The organism is Mycobacterium basiliense (assembly GCF_900292015.1).
GTDB classification, from domain to species: Bacteria; Actinomycetota; Actinomycetes; order Mycobacteriales; family Mycobacteriaceae; genus Mycobacterium; species Mycobacterium basiliense.
On the sequence record NZ_LR130759.1, the window covers coordinates 1,305,880 to 1,331,218 of the forward strand.

Sequence of the window (25,339 nt, forward strand, 5' to 3'; positions counted from 1 at the left end):
GGCTCACCGCAATCGCAAACCGCGTGGTGTGCGTGCGAAGCCGGCGTCGGCCAGCGCGTCTGTGACCGGGCCGGGCACGCCGGACTGCAGAACCGGAACACCGTCAACGCGTTCGACCAAGATTGACCCCACCCGTCGGTTGGCGACCAGATCGGCCAACGCGACGGCGGCCGCATGGCAGGCGGCCGGGTCGGCGGTGAAGGTCAGCAGGGTGCGTCCGCCGCGTTCTAGGAACCAGGCCAGGTCACCATCGACCAACACCACCAGTGCGCCGGCCTTGCGGCCCGGCCGGGCCCCGCCGTCGCTCCCAGCCGTGGGCCAAGGTAGCGCCGCCCCGTAGGGATTGGCCGGGTCGGCGGCGGCCAGTACGACTGCCCGGTACTGCGGCCGTTCCGGGTCGATGCCGTCGAGGTAGCGACGCAGCCGGTCGACGGTGGACGCGACGGCGAACTGGGCCCCTCCCAACGATTCGACGAAGTAGCCACGCTGGCAGCGGCCCGCGTCCTCGTAGGCGCTCAAGACCTTGTACAGGACGGCGAAACCGCCGGGCACGCCCTCGGCCGCGACCGCTCCTTTGGTCAACACTCCGTGGCGATTCAGCAGTAGCTCGGCCTGGTAGTGGGACCGAAGTGTGGAGTCCGGCTCGGGAGGCGGAAGCGCCGACCACCGGCCCGCCACCGTCGGGTCGACGGTGCGCGACTGCGCGTGCGCGACGGTGTATCGGCTCAGGCGTGGCGGGCGATGCGCCCGGTGAGCAGGAGCGGACCGCTTGCGGAACTTCGAGCCGCCGCCGAGCAACGCCCGCACCGGGGCGAAGGTGTCGCCGGTGACCCAGCCCGCCCAGATCAGTTCCCACAGGGCGGCTTTGAGCGTCGCGTCGTCGGACCCGTCTCCGGTAAGCTGACGAAAGAAATACGCACCGCCGCCGGCCAGGGTGTCCAGAATCGCCCGGTGGACGTCGGAGAACTCGATCTCCGCCGGCGTGACCAGCGTAAGTGGGGCGGTATCGGCGAGGTGGAGCGCGATCCAGCCGTCACTGCCCGATATCGACCCAGCCCCCGACCAGGCAACCTCGCCGCTCGCGAGCAGCTCGTCGAGCATGGCCGGCGCATAGTCACCGATGCGCGGCGCCAGCACCAGCGGCTCTAGCGCTGAGGCGGGAATCCGCACACCGGCGAGCTGGTCGACTACCGACGCCAGCCGGTCCACGCCGTCGTGGCCCGACGTAGCGCCGCCCACCTGGTGCCACTCCGGCAAGAACCGGCCGTAGGCGGTGGTGCTGACCGGCTCGACCTGTGCCCGCAGCGCGGCCAGCGAGCGGCGCCGCAGAATGCGCAACACCTCGGCATCGCACCACTGCTCGGATCTGGTGTCACCGGAGACCCCGGTGGCGATAAAATCGCCGCGCACCAGCCGTCCGTCACTGGCCAGCCGGCCCAACACGTCGGCGGTCACCCGCAGGCCCAAGCCGAATCTGCCGGCGGCCTCCGCGGTGGTAAACGGTGTGCGAGTGCGTGCGTATCGGCCCAACAGTTCACCCAGCGGGTCGAGCACTTCCCCGGTAAAGGCGGCGGGTAACCCGACCGGGACTGCAGCACCCACGCCGTCGCGCAGTCGGCCGATGTCCTCGACGGCCACCCACCAGCCACGGCCGGCGAACGACACCGTCAGCGCGCGGCGGGCGGCGCGCAATCCCTCCAACCAGCCCCCGATGTCGGTGCCGACGGGCGCGCTCGCCCGCGCGGCTACTTCATCCTCGGTAAGTGGGCCCAGGAGCCGCAGCAAATCCGCCACCCCTTCGGCATCACGCGCGGCTCGGTCGGCCGTTAGGTGCTGTAACTGTCGGCCGGTGGTGGCGATCACATCGGGGTCCAGCAGTTCGCGCAATTCGACGCGGCCCAACAGTTCGGCCAGCAGGGTGCTGTCCAGGGACAGTGCTGCGGCGCGGCGCTCAGCCAGCGGGACGTCACCCTCGTACATGAAAGCGCCGACATAACCGAACAGCAGCGACGCCGCAAACGGCGACGGTTTCGCGGTTTCCGCCTCGAGCACTCGAATCCGGCGTCCGGCGATGTCGGTCATGAGCGCGATCAGAGTTGGCACGTCGTAGACATCCTGCAGGCACTCGCGGACGGTCTCCAACACAATCGGAAAGTCGGGGTATTTGCGGGCCACATCGAGTAACTGGGCGGCGCGCTGGCGCTGATGCCACAACGGTGACCGGCGGCCTGGATGGCGACGCGGCAGCAACAGGGCGCGGGCCGCCGATTCCCGGAAGCGTGATGCGAACAGCGCCGAATCGCCGACTTCCGCGGTCACGATCGCCTCGATTTCGTCGGAGTCGAACACAAACAGTTCCGCGCCCGGCGGGGTGTCCGAGCCGGTGTCGGACACTGTGTCGGGCAACCGCACGACGATGCCGTCGTCGGCGGCGGTCGGCTTCTCATCGATGCCGTAGCGTTCCCGCAGCCGTCGGCCCACCGCGAGCGCCAGCGGCCCGTGCACCCGCAACCCGTACGGCGAATGCAAAATCACCCGCCAATCGCCCAGCTCGTCGCGGAAACGCTCCACCAACAAGGTGGTGTCGGTGGGGACCACCCGGGTGGCGGCCCGCTGATCATCGAGCAAGCCCCACAGGTTGTCGGTCGCGAACTCGTCGAAACCCAAATCCACACAACGGTTGTCGAACGTCTTACGGTCCAGACCGGCTAGCTCGCCGGTGATCGCCCCGAGTGCGGCGCCCAGCTCGGCTGGACGGCCGACATCGTCCCCGCGCCAGAATGGCAACCGGGCCGGCTGGCCGGGTGCGGGGACCACCAGTACCCGGTCGTGGGTGATCTCCACGATCCGCCAGCTGGTGGCGCCCAGCGAAATGACGTCACCGGGACGCGACTCGTAGACCATTTCTTCATCGAGTTCGCCTACCCGCGATGGCTTTTCGGAATCGCTAGCCAGATAGACGGTGAACAGGCCGCGATCGGGGATGGCGCCGCCGGAGGTGACGGCGAGCCGCTGCGCGCCCGGCCGTGCGGTCAGCGTTCCGGCATCGCGGTCGTAGACCAACCGCGGTCGCAGCTCAGCGAATTCGGTGGATGGGTATTTGCCCGACAGCAGATCCAGGGTTGCCTCGAAGACGCTGCGTGGCAGCGCAGCAAAGGGCGCGCTGCGGCGGACGGTGTCGAACCACAAGTCGGCGTTCAGGGGCTCCAGCGCGGCGGCGGCAACCGTGTGTTGCGCCAGGATGTCGAGCGGGTTGGCGGGCACCCGCATGGTCTCGATCTGACCGGCCAGCATGCGCTGCACGCTCACCGCGCATCCGATCAAATCCGTGCGGTGCTTGGGTAATAGCACGCCCCTAGAGATTTCGCCGACCTGATGTCCGGCCCTCCCGATGCGTTGCAGGCCGCTGGCGACCGAGGGCGGCGCCTCCACCTGGATCACCAGGTCGACGGCTCCCATGTCGATGCCGAGTTCAAGGCTGGACGTTGCCACCACCGCTTTGAGCCGGCCGCGTTTGAGGTCCTCCTCGACGAGGGCGCGCTGCTCCTTGCTCACCGAGCCGTGGTGGGCGCGGGCCAGCAGTGGGGGCGCCCCGTAGGTTTGGCCGCTTGCCATGATGTAGGCCGGGGCGCCGCCGGCAACCTGTGGGTTCGGCTCCGACGGGACCGCAGAGCCGGATCTCTCGGCATGAATTTCGTTGAGCCGAGCGGTGAGTCGTTCGGCTAACCGGCGCGAATTAGCAAACACGATCGTCGAATTGTGCGATGAGATCAGGTCGACGAGCCGTGCCTCGACATCGGGCCAGATGGTGTTGTTGGTTAGGTTCGCCATGTCGGGCACCGGCACCTGTACCGATAGCTCGAAGGCCTTGACCGACGGGGGCGCCACGATGGTGGTGGGGGAATGCCCGGACAAGAACCGGGCGAGTTCCTCGGGCGGACGTACAGTCGCCGACAGCCCGATGCGCTGCGCGCGGCGTCCCGGAGTCGAACGCGCGGCGCCCTGAGCCAAGTCGTCCAGGCGCTCCAGGGATAACGCCAGGTGGGCGCCACGCTTGGAGGCGGCGATGGCGTGAACCTCGTCGACGATGACGGTCTGCACCCCGGCCAGCGTCTCGCGCGCGACCGACGTCAGCATCAAAAACAATGATTCCGGGGTCGTGATCAACACATCGGGTGGCTTGGTGATGAGTTGCCGGCGCACGGTGGGCGGGGTGTCACCCGATCGGACCCCTACCCTGATATTCGGTACCGGCAGACCCCGACGCTGCGCGAGTCGGGTCAGCCCCGCCAGCGGGGTGCGGAGATTGCGCTCGACATCGACCGCCAGCGCCTTGAGCGGCGACACGTACAGCACCCGGGTGCCGGCAGGCCGATCACCAGCAGCGGAGAAGCTGGCCAGGGAATCCAACGCCCACAGAAAGGCCGCCAACGTCTTGCCGGAGCCTGTTGGGGCGATGACCAGCGTATTTTCACCTGCGGAGATGGCGGTCCAGGCGCTGGCCTGGGCGGCGGTGGGTGCGGCGAAGGTGTTGGTGAACCACTCGCGGGTGATCGCGCTGAACCGGTGTAGTGCATCGGGGGGCGCAGTGCTCACCCCGCTATGGTGCCAACGGGCACCGACAAAAACTATTGGAAACTAGGGCGGCCTATTGCGGCACGTGTCGTGCGGTCATCATCGCTTCGGCCAATTCGTCCGGGATCGCCGGCACCCGCGCAATCGCATCCAGCAGACCGTGCGCGCATGCGTCGCCGAGTCGTTCGGCATCGATGGCCGGATCCATGATCCGCTGGCGACATATTTCGAAGGTGAACGCCAACCATCCGTGGATGATCACCCGCAAGTCGCGCTTGACGTCGGCTTCGAGGGTTCTGTTCCCCGGCAGGCTGCCGAGCACCTCCCCGATCCGGGACATGATGTGTTCCATTTGGCGGTTCTTGGCTTCGTCGTCGATGCCGAGCAGAACCGGGTCCGAGCGGCCCAGGCCCACATACGCGGCCCACGCGGCCTCCGGGTTTTGTTGATGATAGGCCATGTATGCCAGCACGCCGGTGCGTACTTCTTCGAACATCGTCATGCCGACGGGAGGCGCGATGTTGGTGGCCTCGTATAGTCGATCCGCCTCGTCCTTGACGACCGCGGCAAAGAATGCCCGCTTGTCGGGGAAGTAGTGGTACATCAGTGCGCGCGACACCCCGGCCCGCTCCGCGATCTCGTCGATGCGGACCTCGTCATACGGTCGCTTCCCGAAAACTTCCGCCCCCAGGGCGAGCAGTTCGGCGCGTCGATCCTCAGGGGATAACCGCCTCCTGGCTGTCGCCATGGGGACGATACTACTCACGGACACCCGGCGCTCCGCTAGAGCGCGTGGTCAGCCGAACTGCACGCCCTGAGCAAGTGGCAGCTCGCTCGAGTAGTTGATGGTGTTGGTGGCCCGGCGCATGTAGGTCTTCCAGGCATCCGAACCCGACTCACGTCCGCCGCCGGTGTGCTTCTCTCCACCGAACGCACCGCCGATCTCCGCGCCCGAGGTGCCGATGTTGACATTGGCGATACCGCAGTCGGATCCGCTCAGGAAGCGTTCGGCCTCACGCAGGTCATTGGTGAATATTGCGGACGAAAGGCCTTGTGGCACCGCATTATTGAGCGCGATGGCGTCGTCCAGGTCATCGTAGGTGAGCACGTAGAGAACGGGTGCGAAGGTTTCGGTCGCCACGACGGCGGTCTGGGCCGGCATCCGCGCGACCGCCGGCGCGACGTAGTACGCGCCGTGCGGACCTTCCTGTCGTCGATCACCGCCGAAAACCTCACCACCGTCCAACCGCGCTTGTTCGAGCGCTCCCACCATGTCGCGGTAAGCGGTCTCGTGGATCAGCGGGCCCACCAGCGTGCCCGGGGCCAGCGGGTCGCCGATCGGCAGCTGGTCGAAGGCGGCCACGACACGGTCCACCAGGTCGTCGGCAATCGACCGGTGCACGATGAGCCGGCGCAGGCTGGTGCAGCGTTGGCCGGCGGTGCCGGCGGCGGCGAACACGATGCCACGCAGTGCCAGTTCGATGTCCGCCGACGGCGTCACTATGGCGGCGTTGTTGCCGCCCAGTTCCAACAGGACCCGGCCGAAGCGTCGGGCCACCCGCGGACCCACCTGCTGGCCCATCCGCACCGAACCGGTCGCCGAAACCAGGGCGACGCGCGGGTCGTCGACGAGTTGCTCGCCGAGGTCGGCCGCGCCCAACAGCAGGCCACCCACCGACGGCGGCGCACCCACATCGGCGGCCGCCCGGGTCAACAGCGCCTGGCACGCCAGTGCCGTCAGCGGCGTCAACTCTGAGGGCTTCCACACCACCGTGTCTCCGCACGCCAGCGCCACCGCGGTATTCCACGCCCAAACCGCCACCGGGAAGTTGAACGCGGTGATCACGCCCACCACGCCGAGCGGGTGCCAGGTCTCCATGAGCCGATGTTCCGGTCGCTCCGAGGCGATGGTGCGGCCGTAGAGCTGGCGCGACAGGCCGACCGCGAACTGGCAAATATCGATCATTTCCTGGACTTCACCCAGTGCCTCGGAGGTGATCTTGCCGACCTCGACCGTCACCAACGTCGCCAGATCGGCTTTGTGCTCAGTGAGCAGTTCGCCGAGACGGGCCACCAGCGCGCCGCGCACCGGGGCCGGGGTAGCTCGCCAGCGCGTGAAGGTCCGTGCTGCCTCGGCGATCGTGTGGTCAGCTTGCTCATGCGTGGTCTCGGTGAGGGTGAACAGGGTCTTGCCGGTGATCGGCGTACTAACGGGCATTCCGGCTCCGCCCGGCTCGCCAAGGGGGTCGCGTACGCCCATGGCCGCGATGGCCGTCAACACCTGATCGCGGAGCTGGTCGTCGGTCATCATGCGGGCGCCTCCTCGGCGAGTGCTTCGTACAGGGCATACGGATCGTGAATGTCGCGCCCGATAGCCCCCGCCAACCGCTGCAGGTCGTAGCGGGAGCCGTCGGCGCCAGCGACCGGGCGCGCATCACTGTCCAGGTTGGAGCGGAAGATACCGGCCGCCGAGGCCGGCAAGAAGTCTTCGTAGACGATAGGTGCCGCCGGGTTGCCGCCACGATAGTAGGCCAGGCCCTGTGCGGCCATCTCGGCATCGGTCGACGGGAAATAGCGGCCCCAGACCGAGGCCGCATCACCGGCGCCGACCAGCTGCGCCATCGCGGTGTCGTAGCGCTTACGCCCGCTTGGGGTCAGCGCGACACCGCGAGCCTCCACCTCGCCGAACCGCACCCGTAGGCTGCCGCTGGCCACCGTGCCGTCGTCGGCACGGAACAGCCGCGGTTCAGCCAACGCGCGAAATGAGGTCTGCCGCAACAGCACATCGGGTCCCTGGGTGCGGGGTGGACCCTGGATCTTGTCGATCATGGCGACGCCTCGCTCGGTCATCTTCGCGTAGAGATCGTCGATGTCGAGCACCCGTGGTGTCAGGTGGTTGATGTGGGTCGACCCGACCCCCGCGATGTCGGCGGCTACCGCCGACACCCGGGACAGCTCCTGGTACCAGGACGCGTCGATCGGTTCGCGGGATAAGGCGAACGCGGCAACGGCTCGGGCCACGAAAGCCGGCGCCTCCCCGGCGTCGCAACCGCCGTCGGCCGCGATGATGCGCGCCTGGGCCAGCAGACCGGGGTCGAACAGCTGGCGCTGGTCGAGAAACGCGTGCACGCGCGTGCGCAACCCGATATCGAAGAACCGGGTGTCGTCAGTGGTCAGCATCGAGGTAAACACCCGAAACGGGTTATACGCCAGTTCTTTTGCATCGATCGGTCGAAAGGCCGTAGACACCACGGGAATTGGTGATTCGGCTGTCCTGAGGTCGTAAAACCCGACCGGCAGCATGCCGAATGCGGCGAACAGGTCGGCGACCGCGGTCAGTTCGGCCGGGTTGCCGACCCGGATCGCGCCGTGTCGCTCAGCGGTGACGCGCTGCAGCGACCCCAACCGCTCGGCACCCGCATGACGTGTCACATAGTCGGCGTTGACCTGGGCGCTGACCGCTACCAGCGTGCTGTACAACGGCACTTCGCTGGCGTACATGGCCGACAATCCCGCCGCGAATCGGGCGCGCAGCTCCGAGGTGACCAGCCGCTTCGTCGAGCTCATGGTGGGCCTGCGCTGCGATAGTGTGCGCCCATGGGTGAGTCGCTCGACCACATCGACCGGATCCTGGTACGTGAGCTGGTCGCCGACGGGCGTGCAACGCTTTCCGAGCTGGCCGCCGTCGCCGGCCTCTCGGTCTCTGCGGTCCAGTCCCGGGTGCGCAGGCTGGAGTCGCGCGGGGTGGTGACGGGATACACCGCGCGGGTCGACCCCGAGGCGGTGGGGCACTTGCTGTCGGCGTTCGTGGCGATAACTCCTCTCGATCCCTCCCAACCTGATGATGCGCCCGCCCGTCTGGAGCACATCCAAGAAATCGTGTCGTGTCATTCGGTGGCCGGCGAAGAGAGCTATGTCCTGCTGGTGCGGGTGGTGTCTGCGCGGGCGCTCGAGGACCTGCTGCAGCGTATCCGAGCAACCGCGAACGTGCGCACGCGGAGCACCATCATATTAAGTACTTATTACAGTGATCGGCAGTTCATGCCATAATCTTTCCTGTCTACGTATCAGTGCTTCGTAAGATTACGGCTAGCATGGTGGTATGACTGCCGCCGTAGAATCCCTTGCAGCCGCTGCTGGCCGGCAACTGGCGCCCGACCACGTCCGGGAAGTGCTGGGCCGCAACATGCTGGTCGACGGCTTCGACCTGGTCCTCGACCTGTCCCGGTCGGCCGGCTCGTATCTGGTCGACGCCCGAACCGGGCGGCGCTACCTCGACATGTTCACCTTCGTTGCCTCGTCGGCGCTGGGTATGAACCATCCGGCGCTGGCCGACGACGAGCAGTTCCGCGCCGAACTCACCGAGGTTGCGCTGAACAAACCCAGCAATCCCGACGTGTATTCGGTAGCCATGGCCCGCTTCGTGCAGACGTTCGTGCGCGTTTTGGGCGATCCCAGGCTGCCGCACCTTTTCTTCGTCGAAGGCGGTGCCCTGGCGGTCGAGAACGCGCTCAAGGTCGCCTTCGACTGGAAGAGTCGGCACAACGAGGCGCACGGCATCGATCCGGCGTTGGGAACCAGGGTGCTGCACCTGCGGGGGGCGTTTCATGGCCGCAGCGGCTACACCCTGTCGCTGACCAACACCAAACCGATCAACGTCGCCCGCTTCCCGAAATTCGACTGGCCTCGCATCGATGCGCCCTACCTCCAGCCGGGAGTGGACATGGACGCGGTGGAGGCCGACTCGCTGCGCCAGGCCCGCGCCGCATTCGATGCGCACCCGCACGACATCGCGTGCTTTCTCGCCGAACCCATTCAGGGCGAGGGCGGCGACCGCCACTTCCGGCCGGAGTTCTTCGCGGCGATGCGCCGGCTGTGCGACGAATACGATGCCCTGCTGATCTTCGACGAGGTGCAGACCGGTTGCGGGCTGACCGGAACACCGTGGGCTTATCAGCAACTGGGTGTGCAACCAGACGTGCTGGCCTTCGGCAAAAAGACACAGGTGTGCGGGGTGATGGCGGGCGGCCGGGTCGACGAGATCGCCGACCATGTGTTCGCGATCAAGTCGCGGCTGAATTCCACCTGGGGTGGCAACCTCGTCGACATGGTTCGCGCTCGCCGCATCCTGGAGGTGATTGAGGCCGAGGAGCTGTTCGAGCGGGCGGCCGAGCGGGGCCGCTACCTGCGCTCCCAGCTCGACGAGCTGGCCGCAGACTTTCCGGGCGTCGTCCTTCATCCGCGCGGTCGCGGCCTCATGTGCGCGTTTAGCCTGCCGACCGCCGACTGCCGCGACGAATTGATCCGCCAGATGTGGCAGCGCTCGGTGATCGTGCTGCCGTCCGGCCAAGACGGCGTGCGATTTAGGCCCGCGTTGACGGTCAGTCGAGCCGACATCGACGAGGCGATAGCCGCCCTGCGGGGTGCGTTGACGGTTGTGACCTAAACCGCAGACCGTTTACCCAGCTCACGCCGGGGTATTCAATTTGCTATGTATCCGCCGAACGCAAGATTGGGGTTCAGGATGCAGAAAATATTTGAGCGATCAGGTGGTGATGATCGGCTGGGGGAGGACGACGCGGAGGTTCGCGCGGCCATCCGGTTTGCCGTCCTAGCCGCTGCCGGCGGCGTCGGCTTCCTCATCATGGCGGCGTTATGGGTCAGCACGTGCGGCGGAAGGGCCGGTATCGATACGGCCGCCTGCGGGCCGCCGCAGCGCACCCTGCTCGCCTTCGGCGCCCCGCTGATCCTCTTTGCCAGCGGGGTGTGGGCGTTCGTGCGCACCTATCGGGTGTGGCGTGGCGGAGGCACCTGGTGGGGCTGGCACGGTGCCGGTTGGTTTCTGCTGACGCTGATGGTGGTGGCGGTGTCTTTGGGAGTCCCTTCGATCGCCGGCCCGGCGCTGGCCTCGACGCTGGGCTCAGCGCTGCTGGAGTGAAAAATAGTTTGGCGATACCCCTCCACATCCGCATCCGCGAGTTCTACCGTTGGTTGTATTGCCTGGTAATGGGCATCAAATCGGGAGAAAGGATGAGTGAGCCATGGGGGACACTTATCGAGACCCCGTCGACCACTTGCGGACGACGCGGCCACTTGCTGGCGAGTCTCTGATCGATGTGCTGCATTGGCCCGGGTACCTCCTGGTGGTGGCGGGTGTTATCGGTGGCGTCGGAGCCCTTGCGGCCTTCGGTACCGGACATCACGCGGAAGGCATGGCCTCGGGTGTGGTGGCGGTCATCGTTGCTGTGGTGGGTCTGATGTGGCTGGCCTTCGAACACCGCCGAGTCCGCAGGATCGCCAATCGGTGGTACGCCGAACATCCCGAAGTCCGGCGGCAGCGGCTTGCCAGTTAGCCGCCCCGGGCCGGTCCTGTCAATTGCTAATCGCCTTGAATACCAGTGACTTCGGTATTCCGGGCGGCGGGGACGGGTCGGTTCGCGCCCGGCGGGGTGCGCGTGCGTCCGGGCGTGCTGCCGTGCAAGTTCGGCAGAAAATCACGGGAAATGCACCGGAAATGCCAAATCACGTTTTGCCGTCCGCGCCGACGGGGTATCACGAGTGCACCATGATGAGCACCGGCATTGTTGCGTTAACGCTATTACCCCATCATGGGGGACAGAATCGTGAAGGCACCGACATAGATACCTACTACGACCACGATAAATACGACCAACGTTATCCCGGCGATCACCGCGATGCGCCTCAGCCTGCGCATCGCGACTGTGTCGGTCATGTCACGCTCGTCCACAGCTGGTTGAATACCCGGTGGCGATCATGACAAACCGGCTAGAACCCAGGGCCCAAGGCGGGGACCGAGGTGGGTCCCAACGTGGGAGTAGTGTCGGTCGAAAATTGCCGGGAGGCCACATGACCGATGCGGATTCGCGCTCCAACGGGCGCCAACGCGGCCATCGTGCCGTGGAGTTAAACGTTGCTGCCCGTTTGGAGAACCTGGCGATGCTTCGAACCTTGGTCGGCGCCATCGGTACCTTCGAGGACCTGGATTTCGACGCCGTTGCGGACCTGCGGCTGGCGGTAGATGAAGTTTGCACCCGGTTGATTCGCTCGGCCACCCCAAACGCCACCCTGACGCTGGTGGTTGATCCACACGAGGACGAACTGGTCGTGGAGGCTTCTACGGCGTGCGACACCCACGACGTCGTCGCACCAGGCAGTTTCAGTTGGCATGTTCTGACGTCGCTGGCCGACGACGTTCAGACCTTTCACGACGGTCGCGAGCCCGATGCAGCCGGCAGCGTGTTCGGCATTACGTTGACGGCTCGACGGGCGGCCACTAGCAGGTGACCTCGCGCGCTGCCGGCGGTTCTGCTTCACGACCCAACGAATACGCCGATGTCCCGGAGATGTTTCGTGAGTTGGCCGGCTTCGGCGCCGACTCGCCTGACTTTCAGCGCCATCGGGACAAGATCGTGGAGCGATGCTTGCCGCTGGCCGACCACATCGCCCGGCGTTTCGAAGGTCGTGGCGAACCACGCGATGACCTAGTTCAGGTTGCGCGGGTCGGATTGGTCAACGCCGTAGTCCGCTTCGACGTGGAGACCGGGTCGGACTTCGTCTCTTTTGCGGTGCCAACCATCATGGGTGAGGTCCGACGGCACTTCCGGGACAACAGCTGGTCGGTCAAGGTTCCGCGACGGTTGAAGGAATTGCACCTGCGGTTGGGCGCCGCCACCGCGGAGTTGTCGCAGCGACTCGGCAGGGCCCCCACCGCGACGGAACTCGCGGCAGAGCTCGACATGGACCGTGCGGAGGTCGTTGAAGGCCTGGTGGCGGGCAGCTCTTATAACACCTTGTCGATCGACAGCGGTGGCGGCGGCGGTGGCGACGACGACGACGCCCGCGCCATCGCCGACACGTTGGGAGACATGGATGCCGGCCTTGATCGGATCGAAGATCGGGAGTCGCTTCGCCCGTTGCTGGAGGCGTTACCGGAGCGTGAACGAACCGTATTGGTACTCAGGTTTTTTGAGTCCATGACGCAAACACAGATCGCCGAGCGAGTGGGCATCTCACAGATGCACGTGTCCCGATTGTTGGCCAAGTCGCTAGCTCGGCTGCGGGACCAGTTGGAGTAGTCGCGGTTTCGCCGCGTTAGCGTCGTTGATCGTCCCCGTGTCGTTGATCGTCCCCGTGGTGGGCAGTGCGCCGTCGGGGTCGCAGACCATTAGTAACCGCAACACCGCACGGCTGGGCACCATCGCCCATTGCGTGTCGGCCGCCGAGCAGGCCACATTGATCCGGTGTAGCACGGAAAACCCGGCAGTACCAATGAATTCCAAGCCGGTGAGGTCAAGGACCAGCCATCGGCAGTACTTTAGGCAGTGCTGGACGTACTCGCCGAGTTGATCTGCGTTAGCGGCATCGAGTTCACCTTGCGCGGTGATCACGCCGGTGGATGGCCCGCAGCGAGCGGTGAAGGTAGCGGTTCGGCATTTCTTCCAGGATTGGATCACAGACATTGCGACTCCATCAGTCGACGAACGTTCGTAGCTGTGGATCACATCGAGCGTGCGAAGCGCCGCCGCGCAGGGAATTCACTCCTATTGCGGCCCGACACACTGACAGGACGTGATTCCGGGAGGCTGTGAACTCAACCTGTCTTCAACCGTACGCGGGGCGCGCGGGGGCGACAACAATCACTGGTCAGGCCGGTGAGCGGGGAACGGTTCGCCGCGCCGGCTACTTGATCTCGGCGAGCACGGTGCCTTGGGTGATGGCTGCTCCGGCCTCCACCGCAAGACCGGTGATGACGCCGTCCTTGTGGGCGGTGACGGGGTTCTCCATCTTCATCGCTTCGAGGACTACCACCAGCTCGCCGACCGCGACCTCTTGCCCTTCTTCCACCGCCACCTTCACCACGGTGCCTTGCATGGGCGCCGTCACGGCGTCGCCGGAAGCTGCCGCACCGGTGTGCGCACCACGCTTGCGCGGCTTGGGCTTGCGCCGAATCACCCCGGCCGGGTCGCAACCGCCACCGTTGGATAGCGCAAGATCGGCGGGCAGCGACACTTCGACCCGGCGGCCGTCGATTTCCACGACCACCTTCTGTCGTGGCCGGGCGTCCTCGTCGTCGAGGGCTTCGCCCCCGGTGAACGGTTCGATGGTGTTGTTCCACTCGGTCTCGATCCAGCGGGTGTGCACCGAGAAGCCGTTGTCGTCGCCGATGAATGCCGGGTCGGACACCACAGCACGGTGGAATGGGATCACGGTGGCCAGTCCCTCGATCTGGAACTCATCGAGTGCGCGACGGGCCCGCTCGAGCGCCTCGGTGCGGTTGGCCCCGTACACAATCAGTTTGGCCAGCATCGAGTCGAACTGGCCGCCGATCACCGAGCCGGTCTCCACGCCGGAGTCCAGCCGCACGCCGGGACCGCTGGGCGGGTGGAACTTGGTGACCGGACCGGGGGCGGGCAAAAAGCCCCGTCCGGCGTCCTCGCCGTTGATCCGGAATTCGATTGCGTGCCCCCGCGGGGTGGGGTCCTCGGCCAGATCCAGTTTCTCGCCGTTGGCGATGCGGAACTGTTCACGGACCAAGTCGATGCCCGCGGTTTCCTCGGTGACCGGGTGTTCGACCTGAAGGCGAGTGTTGACCTCCAGGAAAGAGATCAGGCCGTCCTGGCCGACCAGGTATTCGACGGTTCCTGCGCCGTAGTAGTGAGCCTCTTTGCAGATCCGCTTTGCCGATTCGTGGATTTCCTTGCGCTGGGCATCGCTCAGGAACGGCGCGGGCGCCTCTTCGACCAGCTTCTGGTAACGACGTTGCAGTGAGCAGTCTCGGGTGCCGGCGACTACCACATTGCCGTGCTGGTCGGCGATCACCTGGGCTTCCACGTGCCGTGGTTTATCCAAGTAGCGCTCGACAAAGCACTCGCCGCGGCCGAACGCCGCGGTGGCCTCCCGCACGGCCGATTCGAAGGACTCCGGAATCTCCTCCATGGTGCGGGCGACCTTCATGCCGCGGCCGCCACCGCCGAAGGCGGCCTTGATCGCGATCGGCAGGCCGTGCTCCTTGGCAAAGGCGACCACTTCGTCGGCGTTTTTGACCGGGTCCGGAGTGCCGGGCACCAGGGGCGCCTTGGCGCGTGCGGCGATATGGCGGGCGGTGACCTTGTCGCCGAGGTCGCGGATGGACTGCGGGCTGGGGCCGATCCAGATCAGCCCGGCGTCGATCACCGCCTGGGCGAAGTCGGCGTTCTCGGAGAGGAAACCGTAACCGGGGTGGACGGCGTTCGCGCCGGACTTGGCCGCCGCGTCGAGCAGCTTTTCAAAATCCAGGTACGACTCGGCGGAGGTCTGCCCGCCCAGTGCGAACGCCTCGTCGGCCAAGCCGACGTGCGGAGCCTCCGCGTCGGGTTCGGCATAGACCGCCACACTGGCCAGCCCGGCATCGCGGGCTGCCCGGATCACCCGGACGGCAATCTCACCGCGATTGGCGACGAGAACCTTGGAGATCCTGGAGCTGGCGTGACTGGCCACTGCGCCTCCTGTAGGGCTGAGCGTCTCTTGGTCTCTAAGAGAATTTCTTACAAGTCTTGTCCGGGGAAGTTTATGCGCCGCGCCGTAGCCGCGGTCACGCGGTTCCCCTATTCATGCCGCCTCGCGCAGCCGATGCTTGATCCGGGCGAGCATCGCCGACATGCCGCGCAGCCGCAACGGGCTGATCAGATCCGCTAAGCCCAGTTCTCGGTAGAAATCCTCGGGCACGGCCAGGATGTCTGCCGCGGGCTGCTCGTCGAGGCCGGCGGCCAGGATCGCGGCAAACCCGCGGGTGGTCGGCGCTTGCTCCGGCGCGCTGAAATGCAGCCGCACTCGCTCGGGATTGCTGAGGTCGACGTGCAGGAACAATGGGGACTGGCACTCGGGTACCGGCTCCATGGCCGCCTCGGCCAGGTGGGGCGGCAGAGCCGGAAGCTCGTTGGCGAATTCCAACAGCAGCTTCAGCTTGTCCTGACCCTGGACTTCGGCGAAGTCGGATACCACCTCCGCCAGGGCGGCGGGCAGACTCGCGGGCGTGGTCATCGGGCCGGCACTGATCCATCGACGGAGCCCGGGGCCTCGCCCGCAACGATCGGTACCCGCACGGTATTGCCCCACTCGGTCCACGATCCGTCGTAGTTGCGCACGCCGGGCTTGCCCAACAAATGAGTCAGCACAAACCACGTGTGGCTGGAGCGCTCTCCGATGCGGCAATAGACGATGGTCTTGTCGTCGGGATCAATGAAGTCATAGAGCCGTTCCAACTCTTCGCGCTCGCGGAATCGCCCGTTCTCGTCAACCGCCTTGCCCCACGGAATCGATCGTGCGGTCGGGATGTGGCCGCCGCGAAGGACCCCTTCTTCCGGGTATTCGGGCATGTGGGTGCGCTTGCCGGTGTACTCGTCGGGTGAGCGCACATCGATCAGGGGTTGAGCACCCAGCGTCGCCAGCACGTCGTCCTTGTACGCGCGAATCGGAGCATCATTGCGCTGCACGACGGGATAGCCGGTCGACGTCTTGGTCGGTACGGCGAGCGTCGTATCTCGGCGTTCGGCGAGCCACAGATCACGCCCACCATTGAGCAGGCGCACATCGGGGTGCCCGAACAAGGTGAATACCCAGAGCGCATAGGCCGCCCACCAGTTGCTCTTGTCGCCGTAGATCACCACGGTGTCGTCTCGGGCGATGCCCTTGCGATCCATCAACGCCGCGAACTGCGCGCCGTCGATGTAGTCACGGACCGTTGGGTCGTTGAGATCGGTGTGCCAATCGACCTTCACGGAGCCCGGAATATGGCCGATGTCGTAGAGCAACACGTCCTCGTCGGATTCCACAATCGCCAGCCCCGGTGCACCCAAATTGGCTGACAGCCAGTCGGCGGTTACCAGCCGTTCGGGGTGGGCATAAGCAGACAAGGTCGGGCTCGGATCTGCGGGAAGCGGCACATCATCGAGCCTACCGCTGGCCGGGAAACCGCTGTTGGCTCAGTGCTTGCGCACCACCCGTTCCGGTCCACCCCGATTCCACACCGTGATGTCCAGATGGCCGTCACGGACCTGGACCGCCGATGCTCCGGTGATGTCTGTGTCGTAGAGGGCGAAGATTTCCCCGCGAAGGTCAAATCCGGTGTCCTCGAACAGGGCGGCCGCAAACCGCTGGCGTAGCGCGTGGTCGGCCACGTCGTGGGCCAGGCCCCACAGCTTGGCGTCGCCGTCGGTCACTTTCGTGTCGACGGTCGCAGTGTGCAGGCAAAACCGTGGATTGCGGGTGAGATCCCGGAATTTCGTGGTGTCCGGCATCCCCGGGAGCCACAGCCGGTCTTCGAAGATCAGCGGCTCCATTGGGCTGATCCGTGGGAAACCGTCAGAACGAATAGTGCCGAGCAAACACAGGTTGCCGGCGGCGCGATGGCGACGGGTGAAGACGGTGCTGATCTGCGGAGCGGCGGCGGCGAATGTGGTCCATGCGGTCATGCCCTGACACTAGGACCGCCGTGCGTGCGCTAGTCGCCGGCGTTGCCTGCCCACAATGCCGCGACCGACAGCCCGACCCTTCGCAGAAGGGACCGCAAGGTTGGCAGGCTCAGCCCGATCACGTTGGACGGATCACCGTCGATCCGGTCGACGAACCAACCGCCCAGGCCGTCAAGGGTAAACGCTCCGGCTACCTGCAAAGACTCCCCGCTGGCCAGATACGCTTCCAGATCGGCCGCTGAGGGTTTTCCGAAATACACTGTGGTTATTGTTGTTTCGTCGGTACGGCGCACTGTTTCGGCATCCAACAGCCGGATGACGCAGTGCCCGGTGTACAGTTCGCCGCGCTGTCCGGCCATTGACTGCCACTGCCGGCGCGCCTCGGCGACGGACTGCGGTTTGCCCGATAACTGGCCATTGACGTAGAGCATGGAATCGCAGCCGACGACGACCGCATCCGCGGCGAACGGCGGATTCAGCGCAGCCGCGACCTGCTCGGCTTTAGCTCGGGCCAACGCACGCACCACGTCGCCGGGCGCAACAGGTGATCTCAGTTCGGCGACAACAGCGTCCTCATCGACCCCGGAGATCACCACCAGCGGCTCCACCCCGGCCTGGCGCAGGACATTAAGCCGTGCGGGTGAGGCGGACCCGAGCACCAGCCGGGTCATATGCGCATGTGTGTCATTTCCTGCAACGTGATCCGCTGCCAGCTGAAGACGGGATAGCGCAGCTTGTCGACCGGGAGCCCCCACCGGGTGGGTTCGGGCGCCGGGGGCGGGGCCGGGCCGCCGATGCTGCCCAGCACCGCAACCAACGCGGCCAACTCCTGATCGGTCGGCCGCCCCTTGAGCACTTCGATGTGCGGCTCGTGCCGGTGCGATGTAGGCGCGCCCAGCCCCGGTTCGTCATCCATGCCGCTCGGGGCCGAATTGTTCGGCTCGTTCCCGTCACTCACTGCGTTCGTTCCGCTCACTCGACCTCACAGGTGCCGAATTGTTCGGCTCGTTCCCGTCACTCACTGCGTTCGTTCCGCTCACTCGACCTCACAGGTGCCGAATTGTTCGGCTCGTTCCCGTCACTCACTGCGTTCGTTCCGCTCACTCGACCTCACAGGTGCCGAATTGTTCGGCTCGTTCCCGTCACTCACTGCGTTCGTTCCGCTCACTCGATCTCACAGGTGCCGAATTGTTCGGCTCGTTCCCGTCACTCACTGCGTTCGTTCCGCTCACTCGACCTCACAGGGGAATATTCCCGTGCTTCTTTGGCGGCTGCTGCGCGATCTTGCGTTCCAGCAGGCGCAGCGCAGTGCCGATGTAGCCGCGGGTGTGCGACGGGGGGATGACCGCGTCGACGTAGCCGCGTTCGGCAGCGATGTACGGGTTGACCAGGGTGTCCTCGTATTCCTGCTGCAGCTGCAGCCGTAGCGCATCGACATCCTGGCCGGCTTGGGCCGCTTCCTTCAGCTTCTGTCGATAGACGAATCCGACCGCGCCGGAGGCGCCCATCACCGCAATCTGCGCGGAGGGCCAGGCCAGGTTGACATCGCAACCCATATCCTTGGAGCCCATCACGCAGTAGGCGCCGCCGTAGGCTTTGCGGGTGATGACGGTGACCTTGGGCACGGTGGCCTCACCGTAGGCGTAGAGCAGCTTGGCGCCGCGCCGAATGATGCCGTTGTATTCCTGGCCGGTACCCGGCAGGAAGCCTGGAACGTCGACCAGCATCACGATTGGGATGTTGAAGCAGTCGCAAGTTCGCACAAATCGAGCGGCCTTCTCCGAGGCGTCGATATCCAGGCAACCCGCGAAGTGCGTCGGCTGGTTGGCGACAATGCCTACCGGTCGGCCCTCGATCCGCCCGAAACCGACCAGGATGTTTTGGGCATAACCGGCCTGGATCTCCAGGAACTCGTCGTCATCGAGGATGCGGGTGACCACCTCGTGCATGTCGTAGGGCTGGTTGGGTGAGTCCGGGATCAACGTGTCCAGCTCGAGGTCCTCGTCGGTGAGGTTGTCCTCAATGGGCCCCGCGGGAATAGGCGCGGGGTAGCGCGGCGCGTCGGTGTAGTTGTTGGGCGGCAGGTAGCCGAGCAGTTCGCGCACGTAGTCGAACGCGTCCTGCTCACCGGAGGCCACGTAGTGCGCGGTACCGGACTTGGCCATGTGGGTGTGGGCGCCACCGAGTTCTTCCATGGTGACGTCCTCGCCGGTGACAGTCTTGATGACGTCGGGCCCGGTGATGAACATCTGGCTGGTCTGGTCGACCATGATGACAAAATCGGTGAGCGCGGGAGAGTAAACGTGTCCACCCGCGGCCGCCCCCATGATCAACGAGATTTGCGGCACGACGCCGGAAGCCAAGATGTTGTTGCGGAAGATCCGGCTGTACAGGCCCAGCGAGACGACGCCTTCCTGAATACGTGCGCCGGCGCCATCGTTGATGCCGATGAGCGGACGTCCGGTTTTGACCGCCAGTTCTTGGACCTTGACGATCTTCTCCCCGTACACCTCGCCCAGGCTGCCGCCGAACACCGTGGCGTCCTGGCTGAAAATGCACACGTCGCGGCCATCGATGGTGCCGTAGCCGGTCACTACGCCATCGCCCAGCGGTCGGTTGCTTTCCAGGCCGAAGTTGGTGCTGCGGTGCCTTGCTAGCGCGTCCAGCTCGACGAACGAGTCCTCGTCCAGCAGCGCGTAGATCCGCTCCCGGGCCGTCAGCTTGCCCTTGGCGTGTACCTTCTCGATGGCGGCCTCACCGACCGGATGCAACGACTCTGCGCGGCGCTTGTGCAGCTCGGCGAGCTTGCCGGCCGTGGTGTGGATATCGATGGTGTGCTCGGCGGCAGGCTCTGCGGAATGAGCCGAGTGGTCGGTAACGCTGGTCATGGGTTTGATGGTATCGGCAGCGACATTTTTGATCGGTCCGGCGTCCCACACAACATCGGTCGGGCGTCCCGCACAACATTGCCGATAAATCGGAGCAAACGCTCCGGTTCCGCGTTACGCTGCCGCTTCTGGCAGGTGGGGTGCTCACCTCATGGCGAACCGCCCCGTGGCCGCCGCCGGCACCGGCGGGCACAAACGGGCGCTCGTCGGAACAGCGGGTTAGCGGGGCGCTTGCCCTCTAGGCTGACCGGGTGAGGCAACGCGACCCGCTGGATGTGCATGCGCTGCGCGACGAGGTGCTCGGCGCGGAATCGGCGTGGCGACAACTCGATGTCGTCGAGCAGACCGGTTCCACCAACGCCGATCTGCTGGCACGCGCGGCCGCAGGAGTCGACATCGGCGCGAGTGTGCTGATCGCCGAACACCAGACCGCCGGGCGGGGGCGTCTTGGTCGCAGCTGGTCGGCGGCGCCCCGGGCGCAGCTCACCATGTCGGTCGGCGTGGTTGTGCGCGACGTCCCGACGGTGCGGTGGGGCTGGCTGCCCCTGGCCACCGGATTGGCGGTGCTCGACGCCGTGGCCCCCTTGCTGGCGCCCACCGCCGTCGAAACGGGCCTGAAGTGGCCCAACGACGTCTTGGCCGGCTCGGCAGCCGCCAAGGCGAAGCTGGCGGGCATTCTGGTCGAGATCGCACAGCCGTTCGCCGTGATCGGTGTGGGCCTCAACGTCACACAGGCGCCGGAGGAGGTCGACGGTCCCGGGGCGACCTCTCTGTTCGACCTCGGTGTCTCCGCGCCCGATCGCGACCAACTTGCCTGCCGGCTCCTGCGCGAGCTGGCGGCGCGGATCGCCCAGTGGCGGCTAGCCGATCCGCAGCTGATCACCGCCTACCGGGCCGTCAGCCTGACGATTGGCTCGAGGGTGTGCGCTCAGCTGCCCGGTGGCCGTGAACTGGTCGGCACCGCGTTGGACATCGACGAACAGGGCCGGCTGTGTGTGCAAACCCGCGCCGGCGGGCCAGACGCATCGCAGGAGAGCGTCTTGGTTTCGGCCGGCGACGTGGTGCATTTGCGGTAGTAACTGCCCTCCCAGGGCCATCAACAAGCGAACGGCAGCCCGGGACGGCTAAGGTCGCCACCATGCGCTATCCGGACAATTCCATGGCTGCGGGTGAGCGGGTCGTCCTGCATCGTCACCCACACTGGAATCGGTTGATCTGGCCGGTCGTGGTGCTGATTCTGGTTACCGGGCTGGCCGCATTGGGGTCAGGGTTCGTCAACTCCACCCCGTGGCAGCAGCTGGCGAAGAACATCATTCACGGTGTCATTTGGGGCATCTGGCTGGTGATCGTTGGCTGGCTCACGCTCTGGCCGTTCCTGACTTGGCTGACCACACATTTCGTGGTGACCAATCGGCGGGTGATGTATCGGAGCGGAGTGCTCACCCGAAGTGGGATCGACATACCGTTGGCGCGGATCAACAGTGTGGAGTTCCGGGACCGGATTCTCGAACGGATGTTTCGCACCGGGACGCTGATTATCGAGTCAGCGTCACATGATCCGCTGGAGTTCTACAACATTCCGCGCCTGCGTGAAGTGCACGCGCTGCTGTATCACGAGGTCTTTGACACCCTGGGTTCAGAGGAAGCCCCCAGCTGAGCCGCCGACCGCAGATCCGCGCGGTTGGCCCGGCCGGCCCTATGACGCCAGGAGCGCAGCAGGGTGACGTTGCCGCCCTCGATCTCGTCCTCGAAGACCTCGGCGATGCCGCCCGCGGTGAGGGCCGATTCCAGCGCCTTGTCCGGGTTGCGCGCGAACTCGTCGGGGAACACCCAGCGCCGGAAAGCCCAGAAGCGGAACGCCATCTGCAACAGGTTGCCGATGATGTAGGCCGAGATGAAGTCCGCGATGTTTTCCAAGGTCAGTGACACCATGGGCACCCGCAGCTGCAAGACGTAGCTGGAGATCCATAGCGGCGCCATGCTCAACAGCACCCCGACGCCGCTGAAGGCGAAGAACAGCAGCGCCTCATGGTGGCGCTCGCGGCCGCCGCGGTCGCGGAAGCTCCATTCCCGGTTCAACACGTAGGAGGCGATGACCGCGACGATCCCGGCGATTACCTTTGCGGTGACCGGCTTGGGTTCCAGAATGGTCAGCTTCAGCGTGTAGAAGATCGCTGAGTCGATGATGAACGTGGTGCCGCCGACGATGGCAAATTTGATCAGTTCATGGTGACGCTGCGCGTAGGGCTGAACCACCCCCGGAAGACGCGCGATCGTGGCATCGGCAAAGGACACAACACGTCAGTGTACGGATCGACACGAAAACGACGCAAAATGATATATAACGATTCGGTGCCATAGCCGCCAAACACGCCGGTCATGGGCCATGACACCATGATGGCCGTGCCGAAACCCCGCACCCCCGTGGTCGCCATGATTGGCGGTGGCCAACTAGCCCGAATGACCCATCAGGCCGCGATCGCGCTGGGGCAGAACCTGCGCGTGCTGGCCGAGGGGGCCGACGATCCCGCAGCGCAGGTGACGCCCAACGTGGTGCTCGGATCGCACACCGATCTGGAAGACCTGCGCCGTGTCGCTGCCGGAGCCGACGTGCTGACATTCGATCACGAGCACGTGCCCGCCGAATTGCTGGACAAGCTGGTGGCCGAAGGTGTGTCGGTGGCACCACCCCCACACGCTTTGGTACATGCCCAGGACAAGCTCATCATGCGACACCGGCTGCAGGAGCTGGGTGTGCCGGTGCCGCGATATGTGGGCATCGACCGTCTCGATGGCCTGGCGGAACTCGACGCATTTGCCGGGCGGGTAGACGCACCGCTGGTGGTCAAGGCGGTACGGGGCGGCTACGACGGCCGTGGCGTGCGGATGGCCCGCGATCTGGCGGATGCCCGCGACATCGCCCGCGACTACCTGGCTGGCGGAGTCCCGGTGCTGGTTGAGGAGCGAGTGCAGCTGCGCCGGGAGTTGTCGGCGCTGGTGGCGCGCTCGCCATTCGGCCAAGGCGCGGCGTGGCCGGTGGTGGAGACGGTGCAGCGGAATGGCATCTGCGTGCTGGTTATCGCGCCCGCGCCGGCGTTGTCCGACGATTCGGCCGGCGCCGCGCAGCGGCTGGCCTTGCGGCTGGCCGCCGAGCTCGGAGTGGTCGGTGTGCTGGCCGTCGAGCTTTTCGAGACCACCGAGGGCACCTTGGTGGTCAACGAGCTCGCGATGCGCCCGCACAACTCCGGCCACTGGACCATGGACGGGTCGCGGACCAGCCAATTCGAGCAGCACTTGCGTGCGGTGCTGGACTACCCGCTCGGGGACACCGACGCCATCGTCCCGGTGACGGTGATGGCCAACGTGCTGGGTGCGGCCCAGCCGCCGGCGATGGCCCTGGATGAGCGGTTGCATCACCTGCTGGCACGCATGCCCGATGCCCGGGTGCACCTGTACGGCAAGATGGAACGCCCCGGGCGCAAGGTGGGGCACATCAACTTACTCGGCATGGACCCGGCAAGCGTCGCCGTGCTGGGTGAACGGGCGGAGCTAGCGGCACACTGGTTGTCACACGGACAGTGGACGGACGGATGGGATCCGCACGCGGTCGGTGACGATGGGGAGCGCGGCGAGGCGAAGGAGCGGCGGATATGACCCGACAGGCCCGGGTCGCGGTGATCATGGGCAGCGACAGCGACTGGTCGGTGATGGCCGATGCCGCCACGGCGCTGGCCGAATTCGACATCCCGATCGAGGTTCGGGTGGTTTCCGCGCATCGCACCCCGGATGTGATGTTCGACTACGCGCGCGGCGCCGCCGACCGCGGCATTGAGGTGATCATCGCCGGCGCCGGCGGTGCGGCCCACCTGCCCGGCATGGTCGCCTCCGCCACGCCGCTGCCGGTGATCGGGGTGCCGGTGCCGCTGGCGCGGCTCGACGGCCTGGACTCGCTGCTGTCGATCGTGCAAATGCCGGCCGGGGTGCCGGTGGCCACGGTGTCCATCGGCGGTGCCCGCAACGCCGGCCTGCTGGCCGTGCGGATACTGGGATCAACCGATCCGCGGTTGCGGGCACGGATCGTCGCATTTCAAGACCAGCTGGCACAGACCGTGCGGGCCAAGGATGCGGAACTGCAGAGGCTTGCGGGTAAGTTAACCCGCGACTAGAAGGAGGCCGTCATGGCTGGTTGGGCCGGAAACCCGACATTCGATTTGTTCCAGCTCCCTGAGGAGCACCAGGAGTTGCGGGCGGCGATTCGTGCACTGGCGGAAAAGGAAATCGCTCCGCACGCCGCGGACGTGGACGAGAATTCGCGGTTCCCGCAGGAGGCCTTGGAGGCGCTGAATGCATCGGGCTTCAACGCCGTGCACGTGCCCGAGGAGTACGGCGGCCAGGGTGCCGACTCGGTGGCTGCCTGCATTGTCATCGAAGAGGTCGCCCGGGTCGACACATCGGCGTCGCTCATCCCCGCGGTCAACAAGCTGGGCACCATGGGTCTGATCCTGCGCGGCTCAGACGACCTCAAAAAGCAGGTATTGCCATCGCTGGCCGATGGCAGCGCGATGGCCTCCTACGCCCTGAGTGAGCGCGAGGCAGGTTCGGATGCCGGGTCGATGCGCACCCGCGCCAAGGCGGACGGTGACGACTGGATCCTCAACGGCGCGAAGTGCTGGATCACCAACGGCGGTAAATCAACGTGGTACACCGTGATGGCGGTGACCGATCCGGACAAGGGTGCCAACGGTATTTCGGCGTTCATGGTGCACAAGGACGACGAAGGCTTTGCGGTCGGCCCCAAGGAACGCAAGCTGGGTATCAAGGGCTCGCCCACCACCGAGCTGTACTTCGAGAACTGCCGGGTTCCCGGTGACCGGATCATTGGTGAGCCGGGCACCGGTTTCAAGACCGCGTTGGCCACCCTGGATCACACTCGCCCGACCATCGGTGCCCAGGCGGTAGGTATCGCGCAGGGGGCTTTGGATGCCGCGATCGCCTACACCAAGGACCGCAAGCAGTTCGGGCAGGCGGTGAGTGATTTCCAGGCGGTGCAGTTCATGCTCGCCGACATGGCGATGAAGGTGGAGGCCGCCCGATTGATGGTTTACAGCGCTGCCGCCCGCGCCGAGCGCGGCGAATCGAACCTGGGGTTCATCTCAGCGGCGTCGAAGTGCATGGCCTCAGATGTGGCGATGGAAGTCACCACCGACGCGGTGCAGTTGTTCGGCGGCGCCGGCTACACCGTCGATTTTCCGGTCGAGCGGATGATGCGGGACGCCAAAATCACCCAGATCTACGAGGGCACCAACCAGATCCAGCGCGTGGTGATGTCGCGGGCGCTGTTGCGCTGACGGCGCCCGCGGGGACTGGGCCGCACCACGGCGGATCCGCCAGTGGGAGTCGACGCCA

24 protein-coding genes and 1 pseudogene are annotated in these 25,339 nt (G+C 65.9%); 11 read left to right on the forward strand and 14 right to left on the reverse strand.

Annotation, left to right across the window (positions count from 1 at the left end; genetic code table 11):
• Positions 1 to 3: 3 nt before the first annotated feature.
• The 4 genes from MB901379_RS05490 to hglS are packed head-to-tail and all read right to left on the reverse strand — an operon-like array spanning position 4 to position 8,142.
• Positions 4 to 4,596, reverse strand: a complete 4,593-nt coding sequence (locus MB901379_RS05490; RefSeq protein ID WP_158015709.1) for an ATP-dependent helicase — start codon at positions 4,594 to 4,596, stop codon at positions 4 to 6.
• Between the two features lie 52 nt (positions 4,597 to 4,648).
• Entirely contained in the window at positions 4,649 to 5,323 is a 675-nt protein-coding gene (locus MB901379_RS05495; protein ID WP_158015710.1) for a TetR/AcrR family transcriptional regulator, read from the reverse strand.
• Positions 5,324 to 5,371: 48 nt separating this feature from the next.
• The gene (gene amaB / locus MB901379_RS05500) at positions 5,372 to 6,886 is read right to left on the reverse strand and encodes an L-piperidine-6-carboxylate dehydrogenase (protein WP_408632335.1); all 1,515 of its coding nucleotides are present in this window, start codon (positions 6,884 to 6,886) and stop codon (positions 5,372 to 5,374) included.
• A complete protein-coding gene (gene hglS, locus MB901379_RS05505) occupies positions 6,883 to 8,142 on the reverse strand; it encodes a 2-oxoadipate dioxygenase/decarboxylase (protein WP_158015711.1) in 1,260 nt (419 codons plus the stop codon). Before hglS ends, amaB begins: the two co-directional genes overlap by 4 nt.
• A gap of 30 nt (positions 8,143 to 8,172) precedes the next feature.
• Here hglS and MB901379_RS05510 point away from each other — a divergent pair, with 30 nt between their 5' ends.
• From MB901379_RS05510 to usfY, 4 genes are all read left to right on the forward strand, one after another.
• Complete coding sequence (locus tag MB901379_RS05510) at positions 8,173 to 8,625, forward strand: Lrp/AsnC family transcriptional regulator (RefSeq protein WP_158015712.1); 453 nt, start codon at positions 8,173 to 8,175, stop codon at positions 8,623 to 8,625.
• Positions 8,626 to 8,677: 52 nt separating this feature from the next.
• Complete coding sequence (gene lat, locus MB901379_RS05515; RefSeq protein WP_158015713.1) at positions 8,678 to 10,021, forward strand: L-lysine 6-transaminase; 1,344 nt, start codon at positions 8,678 to 8,680, stop codon at positions 10,019 to 10,021.
• A gap of 78 nt (positions 10,022 to 10,099) precedes the next feature.
• Positions 10,100 to 10,513 carry a hypothetical protein gene (locus MB901379_RS05520; RefSeq protein ID WP_174236988.1) on the forward strand — a complete coding sequence of 138 codons (414 nt, stop codon included), beginning with the start codon at positions 10,100 to 10,102 and terminating at the stop codon, positions 10,511 to 10,513.
• 103 nt (positions 10,514 to 10,616) lie between these two features.
• Positions 10,617 to 10,928 carry a protein UsfY gene (gene usfY, locus MB901379_RS05525; RefSeq protein WP_158015714.1) on the forward strand — a complete coding sequence of 104 codons (312 nt, stop codon included), beginning with the start codon at positions 10,617 to 10,619 and terminating at the stop codon, positions 10,926 to 10,928.
• A gap of 245 nt (positions 10,929 to 11,173) precedes the next feature.
• Here usfY and MB901379_RS24985 read toward each other — a convergent pair whose 3' ends face one another.
• On the reverse strand, positions 11,174 to 11,308 hold the full coding sequence (locus MB901379_RS24985; RefSeq protein WP_269462798.1) for a hypothetical protein: 135 nt from the start codon (positions 11,306 to 11,308) through the stop codon (positions 11,174 to 11,176).
• A gap of 134 nt (positions 11,309 to 11,442) precedes the next feature.
• Between MB901379_RS24985 and MB901379_RS05530 the strand changes: the two genes are divergently transcribed.
• Together MB901379_RS05530 and MB901379_RS05535 are read left to right on the forward strand one after the other, a co-directional pair.
• Positions 11,443 to 11,880, forward strand: coding sequence for an ATP-binding protein (locus MB901379_RS05530; protein ID WP_158015715.1), 438 nt, complete (start codon positions 11,443 to 11,445; stop codon positions 11,878 to 11,880).
• A complete protein-coding gene (locus tag MB901379_RS05535; RefSeq protein ID WP_158015716.1) occupies positions 11,877 to 12,671 on the forward strand; it encodes an RNA polymerase sigma factor SigF in 795 nt (264 codons plus the stop codon). The genes MB901379_RS05530 and MB901379_RS05535 overlap by 4 nt, the downstream gene beginning before the upstream one ends.
• On the opposite strand, the gene MB901379_RS05540 is transcribed toward MB901379_RS05535, so the two are convergent.
• The 8 genes and pseudogenes from MB901379_RS05540 to MB901379_RS05575 all read right to left on the reverse strand — a co-directional run bounded on the left by MB901379_RS05540 (position 12,642) and on the right by MB901379_RS05575 (position 19,933).
• The gene (locus MB901379_RS05540; RefSeq protein WP_158015717.1) at positions 12,642 to 13,055 is read right to left on the reverse strand and encodes an STAS domain-containing protein; all 414 of its coding nucleotides are present in this window, start codon (positions 13,053 to 13,055) and stop codon (positions 12,642 to 12,644) included. The genes MB901379_RS05535 and MB901379_RS05540 overlap by 30 nt on opposite strands.
• Positions 13,056 to 13,275: 220 nt before the next feature.
• Complete coding sequence (locus MB901379_RS05545; protein ID WP_158015718.1) at positions 13,276 to 15,072, reverse strand: acetyl/propionyl/methylcrotonyl-CoA carboxylase subunit alpha; 1,797 nt, start codon at positions 15,070 to 15,072, stop codon at positions 13,276 to 13,278.
• Positions 15,073 to 15,183: 111 nt separating this feature from the next.
• Complete coding sequence (locus tag MB901379_RS05550) at positions 15,184 to 15,615, reverse strand: SufE family protein (RefSeq protein WP_158015719.1); 432 nt, start codon at positions 15,613 to 15,615, stop codon at positions 15,184 to 15,186.
• Complete coding sequence (locus tag MB901379_RS05555) at positions 15,612 to 16,517, reverse strand: sulfurtransferase (RefSeq protein ID WP_158015720.1); 906 nt, start codon at positions 16,515 to 16,517, stop codon at positions 15,612 to 15,614. The genes MB901379_RS05550 and MB901379_RS05555 overlap by 4 nt, the downstream gene beginning before the upstream one ends.
• Before the next feature lie 39 nt (positions 16,518 to 16,556).
• Complete coding sequence (locus MB901379_RS05560; protein WP_158015721.1) at positions 16,557 to 17,045, reverse strand: pyridoxamine 5'-phosphate oxidase family protein; 489 nt, start codon at positions 17,043 to 17,045, stop codon at positions 16,557 to 16,559.
• A gap of 29 nt (positions 17,046 to 17,074) precedes the next feature.
• Entirely contained in the window at positions 17,075 to 17,716 is a 642-nt protein-coding gene (locus tag MB901379_RS05565; RefSeq protein ID WP_158015722.1) for a Maf family protein, read from the reverse strand.
• A pseudogene (locus MB901379_RS24455) lies at positions 17,713 to 18,213 on the reverse strand (acyl-CoA carboxylase subunit epsilon). The gene MB901379_RS05565 and the pseudogene MB901379_RS24455 overlap by 4 nt, the downstream one beginning before the upstream one ends.
• A gap of 70 nt (positions 18,214 to 18,283) precedes the next feature.
• Positions 18,284 to 19,933, reverse strand: a complete 1,650-nt coding sequence (locus MB901379_RS05575; RefSeq protein WP_158015723.1) for an acyl-CoA carboxylase subunit beta — start codon at positions 19,931 to 19,933, stop codon at positions 18,284 to 18,286.
• 269 nt (positions 19,934 to 20,202) lie between these two features.
• Here MB901379_RS05575 and MB901379_RS05580 point away from each other — a divergent pair, with 269 nt between their 5' ends.
• Together MB901379_RS05580 and MB901379_RS05585 are read left to right on the forward strand one after the other, a co-directional pair.
• A complete protein-coding gene (locus tag MB901379_RS05580) occupies positions 20,203 to 21,009 on the forward strand; it encodes a biotin--[acetyl-CoA-carboxylase] ligase (protein ID WP_158018969.1) in 807 nt (268 codons plus the stop codon).
• Positions 21,010 to 21,071: 62 nt separating this feature from the next.
• Positions 21,072 to 21,590: a PH domain-containing protein gene (locus tag MB901379_RS05585; protein WP_158015724.1), complete on the forward strand. Its 519-nt coding sequence runs from the start codon at positions 21,072 to 21,074 to the stop codon at positions 21,588 to 21,590.
• On the opposite strand, the gene MB901379_RS05590 is transcribed toward MB901379_RS05585, so the two are convergent.
• Positions 21,545 to 22,228, reverse strand: coding sequence for a GtrA family protein (locus MB901379_RS05590; RefSeq protein ID WP_158015725.1), 684 nt, complete (start codon positions 22,226 to 22,228; stop codon positions 21,545 to 21,547). The two genes, MB901379_RS05585 and MB901379_RS05590, sit on opposite strands and share 46 nt — an antisense overlap.
• A gap of 99 nt (positions 22,229 to 22,327) precedes the next feature.
• Here MB901379_RS05590 and MB901379_RS05595 point away from each other — a divergent pair, with 99 nt between their 5' ends.
• The 3 genes from MB901379_RS05595 to MB901379_RS05605 are packed head-to-tail and all read left to right on the forward strand — an operon-like array spanning position 22,328 to position 25,281.
• Positions 22,328 to 23,587 carry a 5-(carboxyamino)imidazole ribonucleotide synthase gene (locus MB901379_RS05595; RefSeq protein WP_408632363.1) on the forward strand — a complete coding sequence of 420 codons (1,260 nt, stop codon included), beginning with the start codon at positions 22,328 to 22,330 and terminating at the stop codon, positions 23,585 to 23,587.
• On the forward strand, positions 23,584 to 24,099 hold the full coding sequence (purE, locus tag MB901379_RS05600) for a 5-(carboxyamino)imidazole ribonucleotide mutase (protein ID WP_158015727.1): 516 nt from the start codon (positions 23,584 to 23,586) through the stop codon (positions 24,097 to 24,099). Before MB901379_RS05595 ends, purE begins: the two co-directional genes overlap by 4 nt.
• A 12-nt stretch (positions 24,100 to 24,111) precedes the next feature.
• Positions 24,112 to 25,281: an acyl-CoA dehydrogenase gene (locus MB901379_RS05605; protein WP_158015728.1), complete on the forward strand. Its 1,170-nt coding sequence runs from the start codon at positions 24,112 to 24,114 to the stop codon at positions 25,279 to 25,281.
• Positions 25,282 to 25,339: the final 58 nt, after the last annotated feature.

Coding starts and splice junctions, on each gene's coding strand:
- MB901379_RS05495 (WP_158015710.1), bottom strand. CDS start 5,323: ATGGCGACAGCCAGGAGGCGGTTATCCCCTGAGGATCGACGCGCCGAA.
- amaB (WP_408632335.1), bottom strand. CDS start 6,886: ATGATGACCGACGACCAGCTCCGCGATCAGGTGTTGACGGCCATCGCG.
- hglS (WP_158015711.1), bottom strand. CDS start 8,142: ATGAGCTCGACGAAGCGGCTGGTCACCTCGGAGCTGCGCGCCCGATTC.
- MB901379_RS05510 (WP_158015712.1), top strand. CDS start 8,173: ATGGGTGAGTCGCTCGACCACATCGACCGGATCCTGGTACGTGAGCTG.
- lat (WP_158015713.1), top strand. CDS start 8,678: ATGACTGCCGCCGTAGAATCCCTTGCAGCCGCTGCTGGCCGGCAACTG.
- MB901379_RS05520 (WP_174236988.1), top strand. CDS start 10,100: ATGCAGAAAATATTTGAGCGATCAGGTGGTGATGATCGGCTGGGGGAG.
- usfY (WP_158015714.1), top strand. CDS start 10,617: ATGGGGGACACTTATCGAGACCCCGTCGACCACTTGCGGACGACGCGG.
- MB901379_RS24985 (WP_269462798.1), bottom strand. CDS start 11,308: ATGACCGACACAGTCGCGATGCGCAGGCTGAGGCGCATCGCGGTGATC.
- MB901379_RS05530 (WP_158015715.1), top strand. CDS start 11,443: ATGACCGATGCGGATTCGCGCTCCAACGGGCGCCAACGCGGCCATCGT.
- MB901379_RS05540 (WP_158015717.1), bottom strand. CDS start 13,055: ATGTCTGTGATCCAATCCTGGAAGAAATGCCGAACCGCTACCTTCACC.
- MB901379_RS05550 (WP_158015719.1), bottom strand. CDS start 15,615: ATGACCACGCCCGCGAGTCTGCCCGCCGCCCTGGCGGAGGTGGTATCC.
- MB901379_RS05560 (WP_158015721.1), bottom strand. CDS start 17,045: ATGACCGCATGGACCACATTCGCCGCCGCCGCTCCGCAGATCAGCACC.
- MB901379_RS05565 (WP_158015722.1), bottom strand. CDS start 17,716: ATGACCCGGCTGGTGCTCGGGTCCGCCTCACCCGCACGGCTTAATGTC.
- MB901379_RS05575 (WP_158015723.1), bottom strand. CDS start 19,933: ATGACCAGCGTTACCGACCACTCGGCTCATTCCGCAGAGCCTGCCGCC.
- MB901379_RS05585 (WP_158015724.1), top strand. CDS start 21,072: ATGCGCTATCCGGACAATTCCATGGCTGCGGGTGAGCGGGTCGTCCTG.
- MB901379_RS05595 (WP_408632363.1), top strand. CDS start 22,328: ATGATGGCCGTGCCGAAACCCCGCACCCCCGTGGTCGCCATGATTGGC.
- purE (WP_158015727.1), top strand. CDS start 23,584: ATGACCCGACAGGCCCGGGTCGCGGTGATCATGGGCAGCGACAGCGAC.
- MB901379_RS05605 (WP_158015728.1), top strand. CDS start 24,112: ATGGCTGGTTGGGCCGGAAACCCGACATTCGATTTGTTCCAGCTCCCT.